26 protein-coding genes are annotated in these 22,558 nt (G+C 42.8%); 21 read left to right on the top strand and 5 right to left on the bottom strand.

What is annotated here, in order from left to right; translation table 11 throughout:
• Nucleotides 1–6 precede the first annotated feature (6 nt).
• Nucleotides 7–3,648, top strand: a complete 3,642-nt coding sequence (locus QF117_RS21535; RefSeq protein ID WP_282389560.1) for a conjugal transfer protein TraG N-terminal domain-containing protein — start codon at nt 7–9, stop codon at nt 3,646–3,648.
• A gap of 50 nt (nt 3,649–3,698) precedes the next feature.
• On the opposite strand, the gene QF117_RS21540 is transcribed toward QF117_RS21535, so the two are convergent.
• Nucleotides 3,699–4,085 (bottom strand): hypothetical protein, encoded by a 387-nt coding sequence (locus tag QF117_RS21540; RefSeq protein WP_109320325.1) that lies wholly within the window; start codon nt 4,083–4,085, stop codon nt 3,699–3,701.
• A gap of 702 nt (nt 4,086–4,787) precedes the next feature.
• On the opposite strand from QF117_RS21540, the gene QF117_RS21545 reads away from it, so the two are divergent.
• Genes QF117_RS21545 through QF117_RS21560 form a run of 4 tightly spaced genes read left to right on the top strand, consistent with a single transcriptional unit; the run spans nt 4,788 to nt 6,805 of the window.
• Nucleotides 4,788–5,045, top strand: a complete 258-nt coding sequence (locus tag QF117_RS21545) for a helix-turn-helix domain-containing protein (protein WP_032073043.1) — start codon at nt 4,788–4,790, stop codon at nt 5,043–5,045.
• A gap of 45 nt (nt 5,046–5,090) precedes the next feature.
• On the top strand, nt 5,091–5,633 hold the full coding sequence (locus tag QF117_RS21550) for a transglycosylase SLT domain-containing protein (RefSeq protein ID WP_014386837.1): 543 nt from the start codon (nt 5,091–5,093) through the stop codon (nt 5,631–5,633).
• A gap of 25 nt (nt 5,634–5,658) precedes the next feature.
• The gene (locus tag QF117_RS21555; RefSeq protein WP_069541871.1) at nt 5,659–6,240 is read left to right on the top strand and encodes a hypothetical protein; all 582 of its coding nucleotides are present in this window, start codon (nt 5,659–5,661) and stop codon (nt 6,238–6,240) included.
• Nucleotides 6,230–6,805: a FlhC family transcriptional regulator gene (locus QF117_RS21560; RefSeq protein ID WP_014386839.1), complete on the top strand. Its 576-nt coding sequence runs from the start codon at nt 6,230–6,232 to the stop codon at nt 6,803–6,805. Before QF117_RS21555 ends, QF117_RS21560 begins: the two co-directional genes overlap by 11 nt.
• Before the next feature lie 74 nt (nt 6,806–6,879).
• Here the strand turns inward: QF117_RS21560 and QF117_RS21565 are convergent, their stop codons facing one another.
• Both QF117_RS21565 and QF117_RS21570 read right to left on the bottom strand, forming a co-directional pair.
• Nucleotides 6,880–7,155 (bottom strand): hypothetical protein, encoded by a 276-nt coding sequence (locus QF117_RS21565; protein WP_053309117.1) that lies wholly within the window; start codon nt 7,153–7,155, stop codon nt 6,880–6,882.
• A gap of 13 nt (nt 7,156–7,168) precedes the next feature.
• Nucleotides 7,169–8,146, bottom strand: coding sequence for a ParM/StbA family protein (locus QF117_RS21570; protein WP_017086038.1), 978 nt, complete (start codon nt 8,144–8,146; stop codon nt 7,169–7,171).
• 470 nt (nt 8,147–8,616) lie between these two features.
• On the opposite strand from QF117_RS21570, the gene mobI reads away from it, so the two are divergent.
• The gene (mobI, locus tag QF117_RS21575; protein WP_014386842.1) at nt 8,617–9,171 is read left to right on the top strand and encodes a conjugative transfer protein MobI(A/C); all 555 of its coding nucleotides are present in this window, start codon (nt 8,617–8,619) and stop codon (nt 9,169–9,171) included.
• A gap of 24 nt (nt 9,172–9,195) precedes the next feature.
• Nucleotides 9,196–9,486, top strand: coding sequence for a hypothetical protein (locus tag QF117_RS21580; RefSeq protein ID WP_282389561.1), 291 nt, complete (start codon nt 9,196–9,198; stop codon nt 9,484–9,486).
• Nucleotides 9,487–10,343: 857 nt separating this feature from the next.
• Here QF117_RS21580 and QF117_RS21585 read toward each other — a convergent pair.
• Nucleotides 10,344–10,805 carry a hypothetical protein gene (locus QF117_RS21585; protein WP_014386844.1) on the bottom strand — a complete coding sequence of 154 codons (462 nt, stop codon included), beginning with the start codon at nt 10,803–10,805 and terminating at the stop codon, nt 10,344–10,346.
• A 400-nt stretch (nt 10,806–11,205) separates the two neighbouring features.
• Here QF117_RS21585 and QF117_RS21590 point away from each other — a divergent pair, with 400 nt between their 5' ends.
• The 13 genes from QF117_RS21590 to QF117_RS21650 all read left to right on the top strand — a co-directional run bounded on the left by QF117_RS21590 (nt 11,206) and on the right by QF117_RS21650 (nt 20,632).
• Nucleotides 11,206–12,018, top strand: coding sequence for a hypothetical protein (locus QF117_RS21590; protein WP_224055963.1), 813 nt, complete (start codon nt 11,206–11,208; stop codon nt 12,016–12,018).
• Nucleotides 12,019–12,072: 54 nt separating this feature from the next.
• The gene (locus QF117_RS21595; protein WP_053309118.1) at nt 12,073–12,462 is read left to right on the top strand and encodes a hypothetical protein; all 390 of its coding nucleotides are present in this window, start codon (nt 12,073–12,075) and stop codon (nt 12,460–12,462) included.
• Complete coding sequence (locus QF117_RS21600) at nt 12,452–12,856, top strand: hypothetical protein (protein WP_130268184.1); 405 nt, start codon at nt 12,452–12,454, stop codon at nt 12,854–12,856. Before QF117_RS21595 ends, QF117_RS21600 begins: the two co-directional genes overlap by 11 nt.
• A gap of 173 nt (nt 12,857–13,029) precedes the next feature.
• Complete coding sequence (locus QF117_RS21605) at nt 13,030–13,551, top strand: hypothetical protein (protein WP_130268183.1); 522 nt, start codon at nt 13,030–13,032, stop codon at nt 13,549–13,551.
• Nucleotides 13,552–13,632: 81 nt separating this feature from the next.
• Nucleotides 13,633–14,106, top strand: a complete 474-nt coding sequence (locus QF117_RS21610) for a hypothetical protein (RefSeq protein ID WP_014386849.1) — start codon at nt 13,633–13,635, stop codon at nt 14,104–14,106.
• Between the two features lie 10 nt (nt 14,107–14,116).
• Entirely contained in the window at nt 14,117–14,410 is a 294-nt protein-coding gene (locus QF117_RS21615) for a hypothetical protein (RefSeq protein ID WP_014386850.1), read from the top strand.
• A gap of 5 nt (nt 14,411–14,415) precedes the next feature.
• Nucleotides 14,416–15,546, top strand: coding sequence for a hypothetical protein (locus tag QF117_RS21620; protein WP_014386851.1), 1,131 nt, complete (start codon nt 14,416–14,418; stop codon nt 15,544–15,546).
• A 2-nt stretch (nt 15,547–15,548) separates the two neighbouring features.
• On the top strand, nt 15,549–16,511 hold the full coding sequence (sppA, locus tag QF117_RS21625) for a signal peptide peptidase SppA (protein ID WP_014386852.1): 963 nt from the start codon (nt 15,549–15,551) through the stop codon (nt 16,509–16,511).
• A gap of 12 nt (nt 16,512–16,523) precedes the next feature.
• Nucleotides 16,524–17,399 (top strand): DsbA family protein, encoded by an 876-nt coding sequence (locus tag QF117_RS21630; RefSeq protein WP_032073044.1) that lies wholly within the window; start codon nt 16,524–16,526, stop codon nt 17,397–17,399.
• A gap of 18 nt (nt 17,400–17,417) precedes the next feature.
• Nucleotides 17,418–18,992 carry a hypothetical protein gene (locus QF117_RS21635; protein ID WP_282389562.1) on the top strand — a complete coding sequence of 525 codons (1,575 nt, stop codon included), beginning with the start codon at nt 17,418–17,420 and terminating at the stop codon, nt 18,990–18,992.
• A 185-nt stretch (nt 18,993–19,177) separates the two neighbouring features.
• On the top strand, nt 19,178–19,600 hold the full coding sequence (locus tag QF117_RS21640; protein ID WP_017086025.1) for a hypothetical protein: 423 nt from the start codon (nt 19,178–19,180) through the stop codon (nt 19,598–19,600).
• 10 nt (nt 19,601–19,610) lie between these two features.
• On the top strand, nt 19,611–20,120 hold the full coding sequence (locus QF117_RS21645) for a thermonuclease family protein (RefSeq protein ID WP_053309122.1): 510 nt from the start codon (nt 19,611–19,613) through the stop codon (nt 20,118–20,120).
• On the top strand, nt 20,117–20,632 hold the full coding sequence (locus tag QF117_RS21650) for a hypothetical protein (RefSeq protein ID WP_282389563.1): 516 nt from the start codon (nt 20,117–20,119) through the stop codon (nt 20,630–20,632). The genes QF117_RS21645 and QF117_RS21650 overlap by 4 nt, the downstream gene beginning before the upstream one ends.
• Nucleotides 20,633–20,636: 4 nt before the next feature.
• Here QF117_RS21650 and QF117_RS21655 read toward each other — a convergent pair whose 3' ends face one another.
• Nucleotides 20,637–20,912 (bottom strand): hypothetical protein, encoded by a 276-nt coding sequence (locus tag QF117_RS21655; protein ID WP_014386858.1) that lies wholly within the window; start codon nt 20,910–20,912, stop codon nt 20,637–20,639.
• A 379-nt stretch (nt 20,913–21,291) separates the two neighbouring features.
• On the opposite strand from QF117_RS21655, the gene QF117_RS21660 reads away from it, so the two are divergent.
• The gene (locus tag QF117_RS21660; protein ID WP_032073048.1) at nt 21,292–22,545 is read left to right on the top strand and encodes a site-specific DNA-methyltransferase; all 1,254 of its coding nucleotides are present in this window, start codon (nt 21,292–21,294) and stop codon (nt 22,543–22,545) included.
• Nucleotides 22,546–22,558 lie beyond the last annotated feature (13 nt).

Below are 22,558 nucleotides of genomic sequence, written 5' to 3' on the forward strand. Positions count from 1 at the left end.
AACTTCATGCCTGAATTTACTATTTACTCCATTGGCGACTCAGCATTTCTTGAGCAGATATTAATTGCTGTAGCCATGATCACGGGGACCAATGACTTCACCAAGATGGTCAGTGTTGGGTTGCTTATTGGTGTAGTGATGATAACCGTTCAATCTGTTTTCCAAGGGGCAAAACAGATCAATATTCAGCAAATTTTTATGGGGTGGCTACTATACGCCTGCTTCTTCGTACCGACTTCATTAGTCAAGATTGAAGATGCTTACACCGGGCAAGTTCGTCCTGTGGCAAACGTGCCGATTGGTATAGGCTTTGCCGGAGGTGTTATATCGAATGTTGGCTACACCCTAACAAAATTATTTGAGACTGGTTACGGCATTATCGTACCCAATGTTACTGAAACTCACTTTTCTGAAACACTCAAGCTACTGAATGATGTAAGACGCGGTGTGTACGATAGCGCTATTTTTACAGCCCTAAACCAAGAGCAAGGTGGTGGCTATGTTGATGTTCGTCGCTCAGTTTCTAATTACATTAGAGAATGTACGCTAACAAAAGTAGATCTCAACCTGATGAGCTTAGATGAGCTTCTAACACTCCCTTTAGATCAAGCCTTACAATTCAATTCTTCACTATACGGAACGCGTGTATATCTAAACGCGTCGAATCCCGATGGTGGTGATTTTACTTGTAGTGAGGCATGGTCTACAGCTGAGGGGGTTGGCATTGTTGGGGCATTAAATAACCTAAGTGGGTCCAATGTAAATAACGCTTTAAACAATCTACTTGGTGTAGATCCTACCTATACAGGTGTAAATGCTCTAACAAAGATAGCTGACTCATTACAAGCAGTAGGAGCAATTTCCACCTCAGCAGTAGAATATACAAAAGTCGCTCTACTAGAGCCTTTGTATTATGAAGCAGCTGCCGGACGATACCAGGACCTTCAAGACTATGGTTCTGCATTGATGATTAACCAAGCGATTCAACAGCGAAACACTCAATGGGCAGCAGAGCAATCTATGTTCATGTCAGTCGTCAGACCGATGTTAACGTTCTTTGAAGGTTTTGTTTACGCGATAACTCCTATAATGGGCTTTATCATCGTTATGGGTTCAATGGGAATGACGTTGGCAGGAAAATACTTCCAAACGGTTCTCTGGATACAGCTATGGATGCCAGTTCTATCTATAACAAACCTATTCATTCATACAGCAGCGACTAATGAAATGGCAAGCCTGTCTACACCAGGCTTAAACTCAATGTATGCATTATCCTCAACAGGAGACATTCTACAGAACTGGATCGCTACGGGGGGAATGTTAGCAGCAGCCACTCCTATTATTTCACTGTTCATAGTGACAGGATCAACATACGCATTTACCAGTCTAGCTAACAGGGTTAACGGTTCTGATCATGTCAATGAGAAAATTCAGTCGCCTGACGCTTTGAATCAAGGCCCAGTAATGAACAGTCAACCTGCATATAACCACAACCAATTTAGTGGGACGATGGCAACAGGAGCGGAAAGCATGATCAGTTCATTTTCTCTTGGCTCATCTATTGGAAGCGGGGTTAGCTCAGCAAGGGCAGTACAAAGCCAGAAGTCAGAAGCATTCTCAGACACCCTTGGCCGAGGTTTTTCTCATGGCGTATCACAAGACCAAGCATACTCCCGTCTTTCTAGCATTGGCCGAACAATCGGTTCACAAAACACTCAACAAAGCCAGTTGGTTAATCAACAAGCTAAAAGCTTCATGGATAAGTTTCAAGTTGATGATCAACATGCCGATGCTGTAAAAGGCGCGTTCGCAATGCAGGCTACAGGCTCTTTAGATGTAAAAGAAGCTGCGGCAATGGTAATGCCACTGATGGGCACCGCTCGTGCAGCAGTAAAAAATGCAGTTAAAGGTCCCTCCAAAGGAACTGGTTTGGCAACTATACCTTCTCAAGAAGATGGAGCCAAAGGCGGTGGTGGTGATATTGTAGGTCTAACTGCTCAAGCCCAGGGAAAAACGGAATCGTCTGCAACAGATACGTCAACATGGTCTGCCAGTGATGTATCGCAATTCATGAAAAATGTTTCATGGGGGAAGACTGATTCTCAGGCACTTACCAATCAATTAGCTCATGGCATTAATAGACAAGGTGGCGAATCCTTTAAACAGTCATGGGGTGATAATTTATCTCAAAATCTATCTAAGTCTGCACAAGAGCTTGTTTCTGCCACTAATGCATATACAACAATGGATCAATTGCAAAACTCTATGGGCTCGATGACAAATAGCGACTTTAAAACATTGGGTGGCGAAGTCGCTCGCTCGCCAGAAGCAATGGATTACCTCAACCAACATTATCAAAATGCACCGGACTCAGTTCGAAAAGAAGCGGCAAATCTCGAACAAAGATATCGTGGTTATGGCATGGACCCAGGTGTAGCTAAAGCGGCAGCTAGACTGACAGCTATGACAAATACCAACAACTATCAGCCAGGGCAACAAGTTGGAGGCTTCCAAGCTGCTGTTAGTGCAATCAACTTAGCTACCGGGAGAAATAGCGGATTTGAAAGCGACCCTCTACAGTACAGCGGCCTCACTCCTCCGACTGTGCCAGAGAATTTAGGGCAGACAGTTGGCAGCAACGTTGGAAGCGGTCCTGTTTTACCTTCCAATTTTAGGGAGAACACAATCAGTACGTCTGGCACAGCTCCGGTAACAGAAACGCCACCAACACCTCCTGTTACTCCGGTAACTGGCGAACATGATGCAAACCTCCAACAATTAGGCAATCTTGCAAATCAGACTAACCGAGCTGTTTCTAGCCCAGAAGAGCAAAAAGCAAGAAATAATATGCTCAATGCTTTGCCGGATATGTCATGGAGCGCTTCCACTTGGGGGGCAGTAGACAATACTGGAGACTGGTTAGCTCGAAGAGCTGAGCAAGTTGGTGGTGCAGCAGTAGCTGGTGGACAGGCGACAGCGAGCGATTTTTCAAATGCAATGGATCAGTTGCGAACCATGACACCAGAACAAAGGGACCAGTTTATCGAAGCGACTCAACGTGGTGACGACTATATATCCGAAGAGTACGGCTTTGGCGGAGAAATGGCAGTTGCAGCGGCAAAATTAGGTCGTAATGTTGTTGGCGCAGCAGCTAGCGGTTACAACGCAGCCAAAGAGTGGTTAACGGGAGAGTCGGATCTATCAGAAGCAGCGAAAGGAATGAGCTTAGAACAACGAGGGGCATTCTACGCAGCAGCGGCAGCGTCGGCAGCGGAAGCTGGCGGTAGTGCAGCAGCTAATTTCATGGAACAATATGGAGATGAATTCAAGCAAACTATGGCTGAGCTCGGGACATCGAGATACGGTTTAACAAACGAACAAGCGGCTGTTTATGCTGAATCTTTTGATACTAACCAAGATAGAATGAGTCAAGCTGTTAACAACTTAAAAATGCAGTATGCTGAAACTGATGCTAATGGTTCAGTAATGATGAATGAAGATGGCAGCCCTGTTTTATCTCAACAAAACCAAGAGTTTACAGACCAACTTGTGAATGTTTTACAAAATGCAGGTGACGCTGGAGATAGATCAGGAAGTTATCTTACTGCCGTTCGTGGCTACAACATTGCAAATCAGCAATTCGATTAATTCTTCCCTTTCACCCGAATCCAAAAGGAGCACCAAGTGCTCCTTTTTATTTAGAAGGTATTAAAAGGATTACCATTTGAATCTACATCCATACCTTTGTGGCCCATCATTGGCAAACCTGTAGCGGGATTGTGTCGTTTTTTCTTTGCGCATCTCCCAGTTCCTATTTTATTAACACCACCAGAATAAACAGCGCGCATCCCAACGAAAAGAATAAAAGCCATCATTGCTACCAATGCTACTTGCCACTGTATGTATGCGACAGCAGACCAGAAAACAATCGCTGCAAATGGACTTTTATGAACCAATAACACAAACCCCAACGTCCAGTACATTACAGGAACAGACATCAAAGCCCATCCCCAAGCAGTATCCGCTGCCATAACAAACCCCAGCAGCAACAGAAACAAACCGATAATATTAATGACATGCTTCATGCTCTTACCCTCAACGAATTTCATAATACCAATATAACACAGAATCAAATAATGCAACCATGAATCCGTCTTCTACTACTCACTTTCACATGTGAAAGTGCCTATAGCGCCATCTTCATATAGAAAAATATGAAAAATGTGACTTTCACTCAGCAAAAATGTGATGAATACGCTAAATATAATAAAGAACCATTTGTGAAATCAGTTGATTAGAATTTTATTAGTGGTTAAAATGCACCCTATTCGGTCAAATGTAATGGTTGCAATTGCATCTGATCCCATCTGCAAGTCAGAGTATTAATAAGAATCACCCTTAGGGTTAGTTGTGAATTTATTAGAAACCAGCGCCCGCTCGGTTCCTAAACCTTATTTAGCTTACTACACACACGTAGAGTACATTCCTTTTTGGTACTCTGCCTCTTCGTACCACTCCCCCGAATGGTACGCCTATAGCCCATGACTCCAACCCAACTGGGCATAAAATTCTAGCAGGTCAAAAGCACCTGCATAAAAATTAAACTTCAAATTTCAATTCGCTTACTGCAAAAAACGCTACCACGCAAGATAAAACTATTTTTAAAGTTTTTTTCTGTTGACAGGCTCACTTTATGATCCTATAAATAAGGTCATAATACGTCAAGAAATGTCAACAAACGACAAGAAAGCAACTTTAAAAAGAGTTTGGTAATAGAGAGACAAAGGATGTATTTGAATAGCGAAATTCCCCAAAACGAAGAACAGAAACGCAGTTGGATAAAGTATCAATTAAAGATACAAGGGAAATCCCTGGCATCCCTGGCAAGGGAGCACAAAACATCTCGACAAGTACTTTCTAACACTTTGTACGAACCGTCCCCGCGCTGGGAGTACGTTATCGCACAAGCGTTAAACAAAAAGCCTACTGAGATATGGCCGGAAAGATACGAAGACGGATTACCAAAAGAAAAATTGAAAGTTTAAGGGATCACCCCGAAGGACTGGCTAGGAAAATAAGGGTTTTCATATATGGCAAGGGTCAAGAAGTTTATAGCAATTACGTTGCTCGGGATGTCTAGCGTAGCAAACGCGATTGACTTAACTGGTACAGTATTCGAAAAGGCAGCAATAAAACACGGTGTAGAAGCGAAGCTTTTGTACTCTGTTGCGTTGGCTGAGTCAGCTACAGGTCGAGGTGATGGAAACATTAGCCCTTGGCCTTGGGCATTAAGGACACTCAAAGGTGGTCCTCATTACGAGACCTCTCTCGAATCAGCCAAGTTAAAACTCGATGCACTTCTCGCTCAGCACGGAAGAAATGTTGACGTAGGTATGATGCAAATCAATCTACGTTGGCATGGAGATAAAGTAAGTTCTCCAGATGAGCTCTTGGACCCTGCTAAAAACGTTGACGTCGGAGCTGGTTACTTAGCCCAGTGCATTTCGTCCGCTCCTGGAGATTTGGAGCTAGGCATCGGTCGTTATTACACCTGGTCTGATGAAGCTAGAGCAAGAAATTACGGCAGTCGAATCCTTGCCATTTATAGAAACTTGGATACTGAGGGCATTTAGGATGGACTACTCATGTTCTTACAATATGAATATTGCCTCTCTTAGTGAATCCCAGGCTGATAGAAATGTTTACGAATTTGATCTGTCTTTATGGACATTGTTGAAGCACCTAGCAGAAATCCACCCACGAGAAGTCTCGGAGCAATTTTCTCTTCCACTGGAAACAGTGGAAGCACTTGCGGATGCTACAAAGCATCAATTAGAGCTCTTATCATCAGGTGTGATCCTTTCTTTTAAGCTTTCCTCGCCAGAAAAAATCTATATCTCACACTTGGAGCAATCCTTCGATCAAATTTGTTTGACGCCTTCTTCTGACTCTGGATTTGGGGCTGCATATTGGCTGCTTATGGGAAAAGTGTCACAGCAAGACATTAATATTGCAGCGCAAACTTTCGGGGTATCAGTCAACCTTACAAAAATCGTATCTCAAGCCTCTGATAATCAACTAAGAAACTTAGCATGTAGCCAGGACATGCCATTTTCGATCAGGTTTTCACCTGAGCTGGTGAGAGAAATTCTGGACAGTGACGAACAAAGGGTTACACACCTTATTTTAAAGAAGCATCAACAATCTATAACTACAACGGGAGGCGGCAATGAGTTGTAATTCAAACTCTTTGGCCCGATGGATATCGGCTAGGAACATGGCTTTGGCTGGATACATTACCAAGATCATCATGGTAGAAACAGGGCTTACCTACAAGCAAGTACGTAGAATGTACAAAGAGCTAGAAGATGAAGGTCTTGAAATTTGCAGGAAGAGTAGAACTGCGCGTGGAGGTGCAACTTTGATTCATAGCCATACATCAAAGATTGAAGCGTCTCTATTGATGCAGCTTTATTACAATATAGCTGGCGAAGCGGCCCTTCGTTCAATAAACATTGATGCACTCCATGTGGCTTACCAAATGTATTGCGCTATTAGAAATGAGACGCCTGGAATGAAAGGAACTCGTTGGCAGATGCTCGACATCACCGATGCGTGGTGTTTAGCCCAAGAGCTGCGTTCTGGTGAAGCTATGATAGAAACTTGTCATAGCTGCAAGTGCAACTACTTCACATCAGTTAATCAAAGAACAAGTGTGGATTGCCCTTTCTGTAAAAACCAAGCATGTAGCGGAAAAAATGAAGAAGAATCGCTCACCCATGAAAGCAACTATTCTTATGCTTGATTTGCTCATTGATTAAAAAAGGGGTGATTTCTCACCCCTTTTCTATTGGAACAACGCTCTATTTACAATCTGCGTCATACACTTTGCAGCAATTTACCTTTCAACCCATTCCTAGCTTTGTCTAACTTATTATTTTTCTCTTCAACCTGCTCTTCAAGTGGAGAGCTAGAGTGTTGGACTGTAGTCATTGCCCCACCTCTAAGAGCATACATACCTAACATAGCTAAACATCTAAGACGGTCACAACGTTCCTTATGATGCATTTGAGATAGCTCTTGATAAAGCTCGGGAAATGCCTGCTCTGAGACTTTGAAATTACTAATTTTCCCATCCCAATCACTACTAGCCATATGTCCCCCTTAACTAGCCGCAGAACCAAAAACCACGAGCATTCGATGCCACTGCGTTGGAAGGAACCACAACCTTTGAATGAGGGAACAGTTCTTTTGCAGCTTCTTTGTAAGCCGAAGCTCCTCCACCAGCAAGCAACACAGCATCAGCAGCCATACCTTCTTCACGCATAGACTTCTTCATAGGCGTTAATGCATTTGGAGCAACCTTAGACGCAGCCTTATCGAAGTACTCACCAAGAGGAACTTTCGAACCGTGTAGAAGCAATTCTTTCTTATTCGAGCGGATAGCTTTTTCGATTTTTTCTAATCCAGGTCCCGTACCATAGTCCTCTTGTATTAGTCTATTTAGTTCCTGTAGAAGCATAGACATTGCTTTCAGAGACGTACCAGAAGATTGATAACGTACCTCCCCCTCTTCGAGAGCGACCCAATCAACACTAAAAAACCCAGGGTCAATAACAACTGTTCGACCTTCATTTATGATTTCTAACAGTTCCTCATCATCGCAAGAACTAACCACATCCATATACGCTCCGGCAGGCTGAGGCACGACTACAACTGATTTCACCAGCACCTTTCTTTTAGGTGAAATTTGATGCTCACCAGTAAGACGTTCAACAAGTGCATCTCTCTTAGACTTATCCATAAACTGATCAACAGGAAGACCAGTTACAAGAACATCAATCTCTGAACGTCCGCTCAAAAGTAAGCCAGCTAAAAATAAAGCCTTATACGATTTGGTTGAGGGATAATCACCATGTAGCTCTCTTTCCCAACCCTGCAATCGATCTGGCTCTACCCCAGCGACCCATTTTTCTCCGTCTATGTCCACCAGGATACAATTAGACGCGCCTCCCATTAACTGCTGAGGCATAAGCTCTGCTGGCCCAGCGCCTACAGGCAGAACTTCAACCTTAGGCTCTTCCCCCTTCTCTCCGTATGCAAGTTTTAAGTTTGAGTATCCAATATCTAGACCAAGAACAAACATGCCCCACTCCTATTAAATCAAAAAGTAATCACAAGATGGCTTTTAGATGCAATTCAGCCGATGAGAGACAATTTACATCACGACATTTACCAAGACCGCCTCCACAATTGCCCAAAAGGGGCGTTTAGATTGCTTTTCGATTAAAAAACCAAAAAAAGCAACAATCGAAGCATTTGCTCAAGACTCTTTAATAACTTCGCTGGTGTATAGTGAAATATTTATGAGTAAAAATCCTATATCTATCTGGATAAAACCGATACATAATCATAAAGAGTGCAATATCTAGGATATTGGTAACAAATTATCCAGATAGATAGAGCGTTGACAAAATTAATTCACGAGCTATCGTAAGAGAGTACCTATCTATCTGGATAAAAGAGTTAAATCCTCCAGATAGATAGGTATTTGGATAGGAATTGGTTAGGAATTTTGCTATTAGCCACGCTAAAGCCAGCTCAGGAGCCTAAGAAATGAGTACGGATAAAACCAGTAAGAAGGCAAATATAGACTGGGATCTTTTGTTAGATCCCAAAAATGAGGATGAAAGATCTGAACTGTACCTTGATGACATTGAAGCAATATCAAGAGACTTTGTTCTAGAGATACAAACCGCACTAGAGCAAGAGATGAAAGTTCTTATCGTTGAAGCAAAGAAAAGAGCAGACGTACATTGGGCATCAAACAGAATAGCCAGAGAAGAAGAGGACGAAAATAATCAATGGCGATTCGGAACTAGGGCAAGAATGAATGGAAGAAGCCTATCTGCCGAATGGTTTTTAAACCGTTTCAAGCCAGATCCAAAGGGGGGTAAATCCCAAGTGTATTCAACATACCTCAAGAAAGGGACAGGCAATCAATACGACTTGTCAGCATTCAAAAAAGCCACTGACGATGAGTTCAAGTCCATAAAAATGACCGAAGAATACTACGCAGTGCTAAGACAACGCTCAAATGTACTAATGAAGATCCGTAGGCTTCTGAATGACTACGAAAAACTTATTGATAAGCGAAAGGTTGAACTATAAGAACAATGAACCAAGGAGACCAACATGAATTCTGTATCAGCCACTGAAATGGCAAAATTAGGCAAATGTGAAAAAATGATCAAACGATCACGAGTGAGTGAAAGGATCAGCGAGAGAGCACCTAGAAAGCTCTCTAACGCTTTTAACGGAACCAGTGATACATTGCGAGGTGAATTTGCTCACTTCTCCTATGAGAGTGCCACACAGCGCTTTATGACAGACAAACAAGTTAAATGCCGTCGTGTGCTGCAACTATGTTTAAGCGGTGCGTTCGCTATGGGATTGCTATCACTAGTAGCTTTATACGCAAGTTAAGCAAGGGTAATTTGCACTCACAAGACACAGAGGAATTGGTGTTAGTACAAAACTTATCCACTTTTTCTGTGGATAAAAACATCATTTGTCACCTCACAACAAACCTTACTGATACACAGAATTTGCACGTTGTTAAGAGCCGCATTGAGACACAGCAAAGGCTTTAATGTCAGAGTCGAAATAATGACTTACAGCCTATCAGCTTGCCTCCATTAGGTGATCACCACCAAACACAACGCTGCCCTCTACAAATCACCAATCGGATACCAAACATGATTGCCAGGTAAAATTCGAACGAGAGCCTTAACAATGACGCACCAGAACATAGCGTGATAAAACGCAAATGACGCACCAGAACACACCAATCCAATTAACATACAAACCCGATCAGTTAACCGATCACACCTTATGTCTATGAATCAGTATCAAACCTACCCCAAAACCAAATTAGGGAGCTCTACCAATTAGCAACCTAAATACTCCAACAGTGCAGGTCCTAGAATAAACGAAACTACTTGCTGGTCTTGCGTTAATCCAGAAAATCAATGTGTATACTTGCCTTGCGGCCAGTTCAGAAGTCCGATTCTCAAGCATTGCGAGCTTTATTACCTTTGCAAACGTGGTATCCAGCTCACTATCGCCATACGATGAACGTCATAAAAAATCATGCAGATATGAATGTCTTGAAGATACCGAAGGCTTTATGTAATGCTTGGTACTACCTAGTTGTGTTTCCTTCGGTCCATAGGAACTGCTTTGGTGAAAGCAAAGAAGATAAATAGCACTAGAGGCTAATCAATGAATTAGAACCCGGTTTGGTGATGTTTCCGAGCACCGAAATAACATCACACATCGAATCAAGACCGGATAGACAACTCAGAACCATTACTCGCCATAACCTCCACAATACCAAACAGAGCTAACGAAAGAACAAACACTCCAGCAAGCAGTAACATAAAGTACCCTATCTCTTTGACTGCGAACTTGAGAGCTGACAACAGAGAGACCTGTTTGCCGGAAATCTTTGAGTAACCCCACTGAAATGCCAGGAACGAAGCTAGGCCGCAAAACGCAACTATACCTGCAACAACCAGAGGTTGTTCTATCAAAACATCCTTATTCAGAAAGCCTTTTGAAATCGCTACTGAGAACAATCTACCAATCAAAAACCCAGCCCCCACAGCCACTCCACTGCGAATTAAGACGACCTTAAAAGACTGGGAATAACTTAACGTTGTTCCGTTAGTACGCCGAGAAGTGTATTGCACCACCAGCGTGGATATAGCTAATCCAAAGAAAGTAATAACGACAAATTCCATACAAGGCTCTCCAAGCCAATTCTGAGCGTCCAATAAAAAGCATAGGACACTGATTTTCTTTAATCGACCGTACTGACATTTACTTTAACCAGCCGTGAATTAGTGTATTGCATCATCTTTATAAGGTCATATAATGAGCTTAAAAGGCAAGCCGAAAACGGACTTGGCTGTTCAACGTGAGATATCGAAAAGCAACCCAAAGACAACATTTAGATTGAATGATGGGTATGCATAAAAATAGATTGAATGCCGTCAAGAAAAGCAAAGTGCCTTTAAGGTAGTGTTTTGATAGATAAGGTAAAGTTGCATTGTTCACTAAAGGAACACAAAAGCAACCTAAAAACAACTTAGGAGTTAGGTAATGATAAATGGAAAACTAATAGGTTTAGGCGTGTCAATAATGTCGGTAATAATGACTGGTTGTGCGTCAACCTCCCAACCAGTGTCATACGATGAATCACACAGTCGTGCATATAACATCGCGCAGGCTGGTGGATTGTACGATGTAAGTGACAAATACGTCCCAAGAGAGAATTACGAGTCTTTGCAATTTGCAGGCAGCGCTGCGACAAACTCTCTTTTGTTTACCTCCTCCTTCGGCGCGAACCTAGATTTAACATCAGGGTTAGGATTGGGGCTTGTCACCTCTCTTTTAGAGCAGCCCGACACAGCATCCAGAAACAGCGTAATTGCATGGATGCCAAAGTCCGAAGCGTCATCCACCAAAAATGCTCAAGAAAAACTTTTGTTTGAAATGAAAACGGCCATTGAGTCAACGCTAGAAGAAATGGGATTAGAGTATGAAGCAACAAATGGCAATTCCGAACGCAAAGTAGAGTTCTACTTTCACAGTGAAGAATACGGTTGCCCCATATACAAACCAGGCATGACAAATGTAGATCTCTGCTACATAGCAACCGAAGTCTTTGAGCCCCGCGAAGCAAAGGCCCCTAGCTTTGTCGGAGTCGATGAAATTGATTCGTATGCTTTTGAATCAAACCACAGTGTTTACTACAACCGATTCCGAGTTACTCCCGGTAAAGGTAGCCATGTCCCAAGCGACAAAATATATTCACTTGTAAGCGGAAAACTTCCCTCTTGGGCTTATGTTTACGTAGCATCTGGGAACATACAGGTAGGTGAATCTAAAGTTAAAACGCCTTATATACTCGACAATGGAGAACCTCTATTGTTCATACACCCAGAGAACTAATTAGCTCTCCCCAAGCATTTTGCTTAGGGAGATTGCCTTTTTCAGGAGGTAGACATGCAGCAGCAGAAAGAACAAATTACACGCTCAACAATTTCATATAGAAACAAAAGAGCTAAAGAACAAATCCAGCACATACTCCAACTTGCCGAAAGGATTACCTCTGACGTCGAAAAGGAAAAACGAGAGTCCATGCATTTGTGTTTATGTTGCTATTACGCTCGTTCTCAACGAATAGGAGGAGCTGCGATAACATCAAAACCTTGTGGTGTTTGCGAAGAAACAATGCAGTTCGGCTCAACTGCTACTGATGCAGTCTGCGACAGCTGTGCAAAGGAACAGGGGTTATGTAAACAGTGCGGAGCAGACATTGAATTGGCGGAAAGAAGAAAGCCGTACCCTTTTGAGAATGAGATAAATAAAAAGGAAATTTCAAATGATCAATGAGGAATGGTTTTCTGAGTTAGAAACAGTTCTGTTTGTGTTGGAGGACTGTCAGGTTGACTGTGATGGAATGACTTATCTAGTAAGCCATCTTCTGAAACAAGCCAACGTTGAACACTGTTGCATGTTCGGCTATGTAACAGAAAAGTCGTCTGGAGACGTAGTAACCCCTCATTGCTGGATTACATTGCCAGGAGACTACATCGTTGATCTCAGACTTAGAATGTGGCTTGGGGATTTCGATCATATTCCCCACGGCGTATTTAAATCAAACTGCACACCAGATATCGTCTACGAAGGAAAAGGGCTAAGAGACTCAAATTTGGATGTAGACACCTTAGATATGATGTCTGACGGTAGACTTTCACATGTGAAAGTCCCCTCTTTGCTTCACTAGTGCTCCACCAGCTGCAATAGCCCCTTCTACACGGGGCTCTTCCCTGCCCTAAAAGTCTTTCACGCTACCCATTCCCTCATACCGAACCTAAATGCTTAGTACTTTCTAAGTGGCTACGTGACAAATATTTAAAGAACTATATAATGATACTATAAAGTAATCGAGAGTATCTTATGAATATAGTCTTGTTGTTAGTTTCACTGATTGTCGCTCCATTTCTAATTGCCAAAGTAGACCTATGGCGGAAAAAGCATTTGCATGAGGTGCTCAGCTGGTGGAGTGAAGAAAACATGCCAAAAGAGTTAAGAAACGCAACTCTGTTTCTTTGTGAAGAAGATGTGGCAACAACACTACCTGTACCTCTGCATGGAAGAGTCGATCAAGTTTTTTTATCAAAAAAGAAAGTCCTTATCCCTCTGGATACCAAGTTAAGGAAAGATAACAGGATCTTTGAATCGGATGTAATCCAGCTATCTGTATACCGAGTGATTCTTAAAAATCAATACAACTTAGAGGTATCCGATTACGGGTACGTTAGAACGGTTGTCCCACAGCCCGACGGAAAGAACAAGATTCGTTACATCAGAACAAAGTTACTGAATGAAAAAAAAGTCGTCTCTCTCTACTACAAATATCAGGCTATTAGGCAAGGACTAATAAAGACGTCCTGTTCGTGTGAGGGATTGTTTCATTGAGTTCTCAGTTGCCCTTATTGGGCATGTTGCCGTGAGAAGCTTTTGCTGTTTATCCGTTACTCTCATGGCAAAGGAGGGCTTATGCCATTAACAAGAATCAATAAAGCAATGATGTTGCTGATATCTATCGGCGGAGTAATTGCTGGTCTTGCAGGTAAACCTATCGTCGCCTGTACAGCATTAGGGGTAGTTCTTTGGCTTGCGGCCAAGAATGGAGGCTCAAACTCCATCATAGAAATCCGCAAAAAAGCAGCCAAATCAGCGTTCGACAATATGGATCTTGTCATTGATAACAAACGCTGGCTCGGGAAGGATGCAACGGTTGTTAAGGTTTCAAACATCACTGCGGCCAACGAGATAAAAGTGCCTTGGAACCTACAAATTCTTGCTAAATCGGTCAGAGGCACTTGGTTCACTGTAGATATGAGTGTGATTGGGAAAGACCAAATCCTAATCATGGCAATTAATGAGATTGATGAAAGCACAGTCAAGCGTCTGTTAGCGAATGATCACGACTTATACCGTCAATACTTCGGTGAACCAGAGTTGGCGTAAGGAGCGAAATGTGGAAAGAACTCAAACACCAGAAAAAAGTGAAGAAAACCTTAGTAACAAGCCATTGAATCAAGCTGGCTATGCTCAATGCCTGTTTATCCTTATCCAATCAGTGCTTTTCCCTGAGCTTGGCGCTGGTGGAGCAATGATCGCTGCCTTATGTGCAATGATGCCTTGGATGGTTATGTACGCTAAAAAAATGCCAGCACGAGTATTCGGTATGGTCATGGCATCTCTACTGCTAACCCCCTTCTATTCAATGCTATGCCTATTTGTCTTGAAGGTCATTGGAGTTGGAGTGTAGTGCGCATGGATCTATTGGCCCCATTCCTAATATCCGACTTGGAGAGACATGGCGCGAGTCAAGAGCTTATTCGTAATGCACAAAGCTTAAAACACTCGGCTTTCCGTTATAAACAAAAAGATATTGAAGAGCTGTCCAGAAAGCTTGGTATAGAAAGCCAGGAATTGATGGATGGGCATGTTCAATATATGACTTCAAGATTCACGAGGAAAATGAGCGGCATCATTTCATCATACCTAATGAAAGATACCGGACATTTCGCTATTCAATGTACAGAGCTTTGCCGAGAAGCAGAAGCACTTAGCCTTAAACGCAACCGCGAAGGAAAGCTGGTTCCGTATAGTGCAGCAAATGCTGTGGCTGTTGATCGAATGCTTGATGTCGTCATAGCCAGGGCAACGGAGCTTAAAAATAGAATAGCGGATGAGTTCTTCAACGCAGAAACTAGCTCTGTCTTCATAGAACAAAGAGAAGCTGGCACATTTTGCCCAGAAAAAAAGACTAAAAAACGTAAAGCAAGGCGAAGAAAGAGTTCACCTATTTACGTCAAAGGAAAGCCCTACGCTAGTTTAACCGAACTGGCCCAACAAACTGGTAAAGCAGAAAGGACTCTCTATTCAAGGATTAGGGATAAAGGGCTATTAAAAGCCTACCAAACCAACACTATGACAGATGAGAACTGGAACTCAGTCTTATCTGAACCACCAGCTCCAAACAAGGGCCCAAAGGCGGCCAACAAACCTATCACCTATAAAGGTGATTCCTACCCCACGTTAAACCATCTGGCCGAAGCCGCTAACTTAACGTACTCGGCTCTCTACCAGAGACTTCGACATCGAGAATTATTGGAAAAGGCACGATGTAACGAGCTTTCAGATATGGACTGGGAAAAGGTACTCAACGCTATTCCCCCTAATCGAAAAGCCGATGTTGAAATTGTGATAAATGGCAAGGGATACCCTTCCGTTGCGGCAGTCGCTACTAATTTCGGGTTAGCGGAATCCACGTTATCAGAGAGGTTAAAACAAGCCGACAAACTTGAATTAGCGAAAGAGAACAAATTAACCGAGGAAGAATGGGAGCTGTTTCTGGTTCCACCTCACCCAGGTCGAAAACAAACCACAACTAAGGAATAAACATGAGTGAAAACAATAAACCAGAAGCATGGGAAAAAGACATGATTAAAGATCTGGTCTTTACCCTCCATAAGGAACAGGTAAAAGACAGAAGATGGCGAAGAGGGATTCAGTTGATTCGCTCCCTTGGCTTTGTCCTTATGATAGTTGCATTTCTAACCGTAGCTTCAAATCCAGGAGGACTACCTTGGCAGACATCCAAAGCTGACACTCCACATGTTGCATTCATTAATATCAAAGGAGAAATCGCTGCGGGTTCACTTGCAGATGAAGATCATCTAATACCTTCCATTCAGGCTGCTTTCAAAAATCCCCATGCAAAAGCTGTCGTTCTACGAATAAACAGTCCTGGTGGAAGCCCTGTGCAAGCAGGTCGAATATACGAAGAGATTCAAGCTCAAAAAGCAGAATACCCAGAAAAACAAGTTATCGCTGTAATTGATGATATCGGTGCATCTGGTGGCTATTACATCGCCGTGGCCGCAGACAAAATTTATGCGGACAAAGCAAGTATGGTTGGCTCTATTGGTGTCATCAGTTCTGGCTTCGGATTTACCGGGCTCATGGAAAAATTGGGTATTGAAAGACGAGCTATAACATCTGGTGAAAACAAAGCTTTGTTAGACCCATTCTCCCCTCTTTCAGAAGAGATAACTAGCTTCTGGAAGGAAGTGCTATCGAAAACCCACCAGCAGTTCATCGAGCGAGTAAAAGAGAGCCGTGGTGAACGACTCAAAGCCGATCCAAAAGTGTTCTCTGGATTGATCTGGAATGGAGAGCAAGCACTTGAGATTGGGTTAATTGATGGTTTAGGAAGCCTACACTCTATTTCTCGCAATGTTATAGAAGAAACAAACCTCGTTGATTACTCACCAAGTGAAGACATCGTTAAGCGCTTAACACAACGCGCAAAAATGGAAGCTTCAACCCTGATTCATGAATTGGCAACTGTAAAAGTTTACTAAGGGCAAAATGTAATGTCAGAACAAACCACACCACAACAACAAAAATCATTCAGTCCAATGCAGAAAAAGCTACTGGCCGTTGGTGCTGCTATGACCCTAATTTTGGGAGCGTCTGTCGCTACAGTGGGATATCAAATTTACCAGACCAAAGAGTTGCTCATTCAAGAGCGCGATTCTCTCCAGTCGAAGATTACTCAACTAGAAAGTGACTATCGCTTTAAATCAGAAGAGCGCTTTAACAATGCAGTTCAAAAAGCACTGGAACATTTCGTTCAACAGAAACGCGAACAGGATATTCAGGCTAAATACGCAAAATACGAATCAGCTCCCGAACAAGTGCCTGACGATAAACGCATATATGGAAACCTGAACGCTCGATTCACGCTGGTGGAATTTTCTGACCTGGAGTGTCCGTTCTGCAAAAAATTCCACGACACACCAAAAGAAGTGGTGGATGCAAGTAACGGGAATATCAACTGGCAATGGAAACATCTGCCATTGAGTTTTCATAACCCAGCGGCTGAAAAAGAAGCGTTAGCAGCGGAATGTGTTGCTGAACAAAAAGGCAACCGTGGATTCTGGGTGTTCTTAGACGAAGTATTTGCCAAATCACAAGGCAATGGTGGTGGAGTACCTAATTTGGCAGAAGTTATTGAGAGTGTTGGTGCCGATGCTTCCCTGGTTCGAGAGTGTTTAGCTTCTGGCCGTTACGACCTGAAAATAGCAGCAGATGTGAAGCAAGCTACTGAAAATGGCATTTCAGGTACACCAGCGACTTTCATCGTAGATAACCAAACTGGGAAAACTCAGCTTATTCGTGGGGCACAGCCATCACAAGCTATCGCGGCCATCATCCGAAAAATGATGATTGAATCCGAAAACAACTAACAACAGAGGATGTAATTGATGTTAAGAAGAACAGCTTTAGCAGCTGCTCTACTATCAGTGTTGGCAGGATGTGGTGGTTCCAGTGGAGGCACTGGAACTACTTCCAATGGCAATGGTAGTGAAAGCAATAACCAAGACAACTCAACAGAAACAACAACGGTCGATAAGCGAGAATGGCAAAAAGAAGTGTTACTAAGTTCTCCAACAAGAGATGCAACACTTCCTGTCATCCAGCTACAAAACGAAAATGGTTCGGCTGTTCTATACAGTGCTTGGGTCGAAGAAGCCAACAATGGCAAACCGGATGAGCTATATGCTTCTGTAGCCCCTATTGAAGACTATGCGAATGGCAATGTACCTAACAAAGTCAAGATAAGTGCCGATATTGGTGAAATACTAAGATCAGACTGGCAACCATTCATTGTCGATGAAAACCACTACAAGAGCTCTGTTCAAATGAGCCTTTCAAATCATGGTAATGCCTATATTACATGGGTACAGAGAGACAATAGTAACAACCAGAAACTGAACGTTTCCTATTACGACGCAACAACACAAGAATGGTCCCCACCATTAGAAGTTGATCATGTACTTATGACTGACGCGGCAGCTACGAATGAGGAAAGTCGAGTAAAAATCACCGACAACACTCTCTTCACTGACCCGTCAGGACAAAGCATCGTTATCTGGCAAACTCCGATTTTTGGCTCCGATACAAATGCATTGGAAATAGCCTGGTTAAGCAACGACGGCACAAAAGCCAATATCATTGCAACGACAGAACTTTCGAGAAATATAAAAACAAACAGTGACGGTGAAGTTAAAAGTGCTATCTCGATACATTCAGTAGAAACTTCTCCTGGCGTACTTGAAATCCTAAGTATCGAAAAGGGCGCTGATGATGAAAATGATGTCCTAGCCAAACATACCGTCAAACTTGGTCCCTTCAATACGCCTGTAGTGGAACGCAGCGTTATTGATGATGATGGAGTCAAGAGTGGTTTAGCATCTATCAACACTAACCTTACTAGCTATGCGCTATGGTCTGAAAGCCGAGGGTCGGGTTCTTCTGACCTAATCGGCGTAACATGGCGTAGTGACAACAGTGGTTACTCTCCTATCTCAGGCATTCCCAATATAAGTGCCGATGCAGGGCAAGCTAGCTTAACCAATACCAATGGCGATGTTCATGCTGTATGGCGTCAACGCGACAATGTTGTTGGCAATACCATCAGAACAGAGAAGCTAATGTTTGCCACATTAGAACAATCCATAGCAAGTAACGTCACAGAGCTCAATTCAAACGGTGCTATATATCCACGTTTGTTTTCTGGAAATGACGACAAGTTATATACAACTTGGAATGGCGAGTACTTCCATATCAAAGAGGCATACATCGAATCTGGAGATATCCATTGGCAAGAAACATATCGTCCATCCTGTGACCCAACAACAGCGATTGATGACCTCTTGTGTGGTCTAGGTGTGCGGGAACGGTACAGCGCGATGGTCGATGGAGATTATGGTGCAATGTCATGGCTGAAAGATGTAAATGGCACAAAGTCAGTATTTATCTCTATCAGCACAAATTGACTTTCACATGTGAAAGCGGCCCCAGCAATTGGGGCCTTTTTGATTGGAGACTACTAAGTCCCCATCCAAAAAGGGCTTCTGGTTCAACGATGACAGTATCCGTCACAGCTATGGATCGGAATTAAATGAAAAAACAACCTAAAAACAACTTTCACATGTGAAAGTGGAATAGGTAAGGAGTGAAAATGAAACCACAAATGATGATAAAAATGGCAGCAGCCTACATGATGGCATCAGCTGTAATTTGGAGTGCTGGAGTATGGTTACTAGAACTACCCTCGCCTCTTGGTACTCAAACATGGACGACGTGGTTGGGAGGTCCAATTTTAGTTCTAGTATGCGCATCTTTCATTTCGTACTTGCTTGTAACCTATCACTCAACTGGATTGCTCTTCACTAAAATCTGGATGCTGTGCAATGTCTGCTTGTCTGGGTACAGCCTATTCATGACGTTCAATGATCTAATGCTGGCTGGTGGATGTTTAGCGATTCTCTTAGGGTCTCTTTGGTTCTTGAAGGAACTGGAGCGACCAGAAATGAAAGGGGCCTATACCGCTATTTCGGCATTACACAAACAAATGTGGAATGCTCTATCAGGACAACAGTAAGGAATTAATCATGCTTAAAAAAATTCTAGCTACCACCCTTCTCTACTTCGTTTTTAATGCACCAATTATGGCTGAAACCTTTTATGGGAAGGTGGTACGAGTCAGCGATGGTGACACTATAAAAGTCCTCACAGATGCCTCATGCACTGGCACCTATCAGTGTACCGATGGTAAAAAAGAACACCGTATTAGACTTGCAGAAATCGACACACCCGAGTCGAAACAACCCTGGGGAAAGAAAGCAAAACAAGCCCTTCTTTCTATAGTGGGTGGGAAAGTCGTTCGTGTAGAACAAACCGACGTTGATCGTTATGGCCGCATTGTTGGTCATATTTACGTCGATGATTTGTGGGTAAACGGACAACTGGTAAAAACGGGTAACGCATGGGTATACAGGCGGTATGCAAAAAGCACTGAACTGTTCTCTTACGAGCAAGAGGCAAAACAGAATGGGGTAGGCTTATGGGCATTGCCGGAAGCAGAAAGAATGCCACCTTGGGAATGGAGACGTAAAAAGTGAAACTATCCATTAACAACCAACTGGGTAGGGATGTAAGCACATTGGCTTTGAATGTATTTGGTATTTTTGTCTATATCAGCCTGATCCGGATATACCTCCACCAGCTGACGCTTCCAGAGCCACTACTTTTTGCTCTTATGTTCTCCCTTGTATTCAATATCTACTATGAGTTTAAAGCGGGGATATCCCGCTTAACCCATGTAAGAATACTGTGTACCATCATTATCTTTTGTGTTGCGGCATTCCTTGCCCAAGAGATTAGAGGTGTCTATCTAACAACTATGGCCGAACTTATAAACTACGAGAACGCAGAAGAACTCATAGGGCAAGAGTACTTAAAAGCTGCTCAAAATAGAGTTGTTGGTTACGGTGGGTGTTTTGCAGTTGGTTTGGTAACGGCGAGAATGTTGCTCTACAAAATCTTAGTTAACGTGGCAAGTAGAGTTTTGGTATTGCCTAACTATCGCGGTAACGTTTGTCCAATGTGCCAGCAACCGACACAAATCCACTAAATCCTCAGCCGACTTTCACATGTGAAAGTCGGTACTTCATCATATCACCTGACGATAGAAGCCCTTTCTCCACAAAGCATTTCATCAAAGACATACTCAAAAAAAATCGCTCTCGCTCACTAAGGATCAAAATGTTGGCGTTATGCATTTCACGATATGCAATTACCGTCATCATACTTGCTTCAAGCGGTTCTGCTTGGCCTATTACTGCTTTAATGTCTGGCAGGCTATCTAGATCCACGCCAGGCACAGCTTCGTGCAGTGTATTTAATTTAAACACTAATATTTACCCAATAAATAAGTTGCTTTCAAAGGTTCACGATAAGTAATAGTTAATATAGTAGATCTTATCAATGAACATAAAATGTTCTGTCAGAACATCGCAAGGATCTCATTATAGATAAAGAAGATCCAACTCGCACTTTCACATGTGAAAGTCTGTGGCATAAGTTGGCAGGAATCTCATATTTTACAAAACGTTACCCTAGCGAAGTCGCCATAAACTCAACAATTAATCACTTTAAAGAGCTCCCATTATCCAATTAGTTCAATTCCATCGAAGAGATATACCGACATCCCTACAGGATTTAGATGTTGCCATTTTATTTAAAGAACTATAAAATGATTCTATGAATTATTAATATTGGTCTGGAGCATAAATGAAACCAAACATGCAGGGGCAGCTGGAGCTTTTCCATGTGGAAGAAGCTTATGCACAAGCTGATGGTCCAATGACCAATGCCGAGCTATATGCGAAGGTAGCAAGTATAGCCGGGCTATCAGAGGCTGAAATCAATACTAAAGCCGAAATCGGCAAAGCCAAGGCACAACACAGCCCTATCAAAAGAAAAATTCGTTGGTTTCAGCAAACATTAAAGTCTATGAATATCATCCAAAAAGTGGACGGTGAGCGTGGCGTATGGAAGCTGGCAAACAAAAATAAAAAAGGGCTTCACGAAGCAATGGGCGAAGTAAAGCTTGTCGCATATTCAACAAATCTAGGCATCGCTATTTGGGGAAATAGCAAAAAGGTATTCACAGAGCTTGGAGAGCCAATCCACCTTTGTGTGACATCTCCTCCTTATCCTTTAAAAATCGAGCGCGGGTATGGAAATGTTAGTGAACAGGCATGGGTGGACTTTATCACCGAGTCTTTGGAACCAATTGTAGAAAACTTGGTGCCAGGGGGTTCTGTGGTACTCAACGTGAGTAACGACATTTTTGAAAGTAAACGCCCTTCACGTTCAACTTACCTTGAACGTATGGTCTTAGCTCTAAATGATCGATTAGGGCTTTCATTAATGGACCGTTGGCCCTGGATAAACACATCCAAGCCACCAGCTCCAACCCAATGGGCTTGCGTTAACCGTATGCAGCTTTGTTCCGCGTGGGAACCTGTTTACTGGTTTACGAACGACCCAGACCGAGTTCGCTCTGATAACCGAAGAGTTTTGGTAGAGCACACTGAGCAACATAAGAAATTACTCGAACAAGGGGGCGATAGTCGTATCGCTACTTACGGTGATGGTGCTTACCGATTAAGAGGGAATGCCTTTTCCAATAAAACGCAAGGCAAGATCCCTAAAAACATAATCCAACGAGGTCATCGCTGTGCTGATACATCAGCTGTAAGGAAGATAGCCAAGGAATTGGGTTTACCACCACACCCTGCAATGTTTCCTACAGACATTCCATCATTCGCTATTGAGTTCCTAACCAATGAAGATGAGCTGGTGGTTGATCTCTTTTCTGGTAGCAATAAAACCGGACTGGCAGCGGAGAGAGCGGGGCGACGTTGGGTTGCATGTGACTTAATTTTAGAGTACGTGCGAACACAAGCTGAGTTGTTTAGCTCGTTTGCTGGCTTTTGGATGAATCCTGCTTTGGCCTGTGTCGGTCGAAGTGTTAAATAAACTCGTGATTACT

This window comes from Vibrio sp. YMD68 (assembly GCF_029958905.1).
Lineage (GTDB): Bacteria > Pseudomonadota > Gammaproteobacteria > Enterobacterales > Vibrionaceae > Vibrio.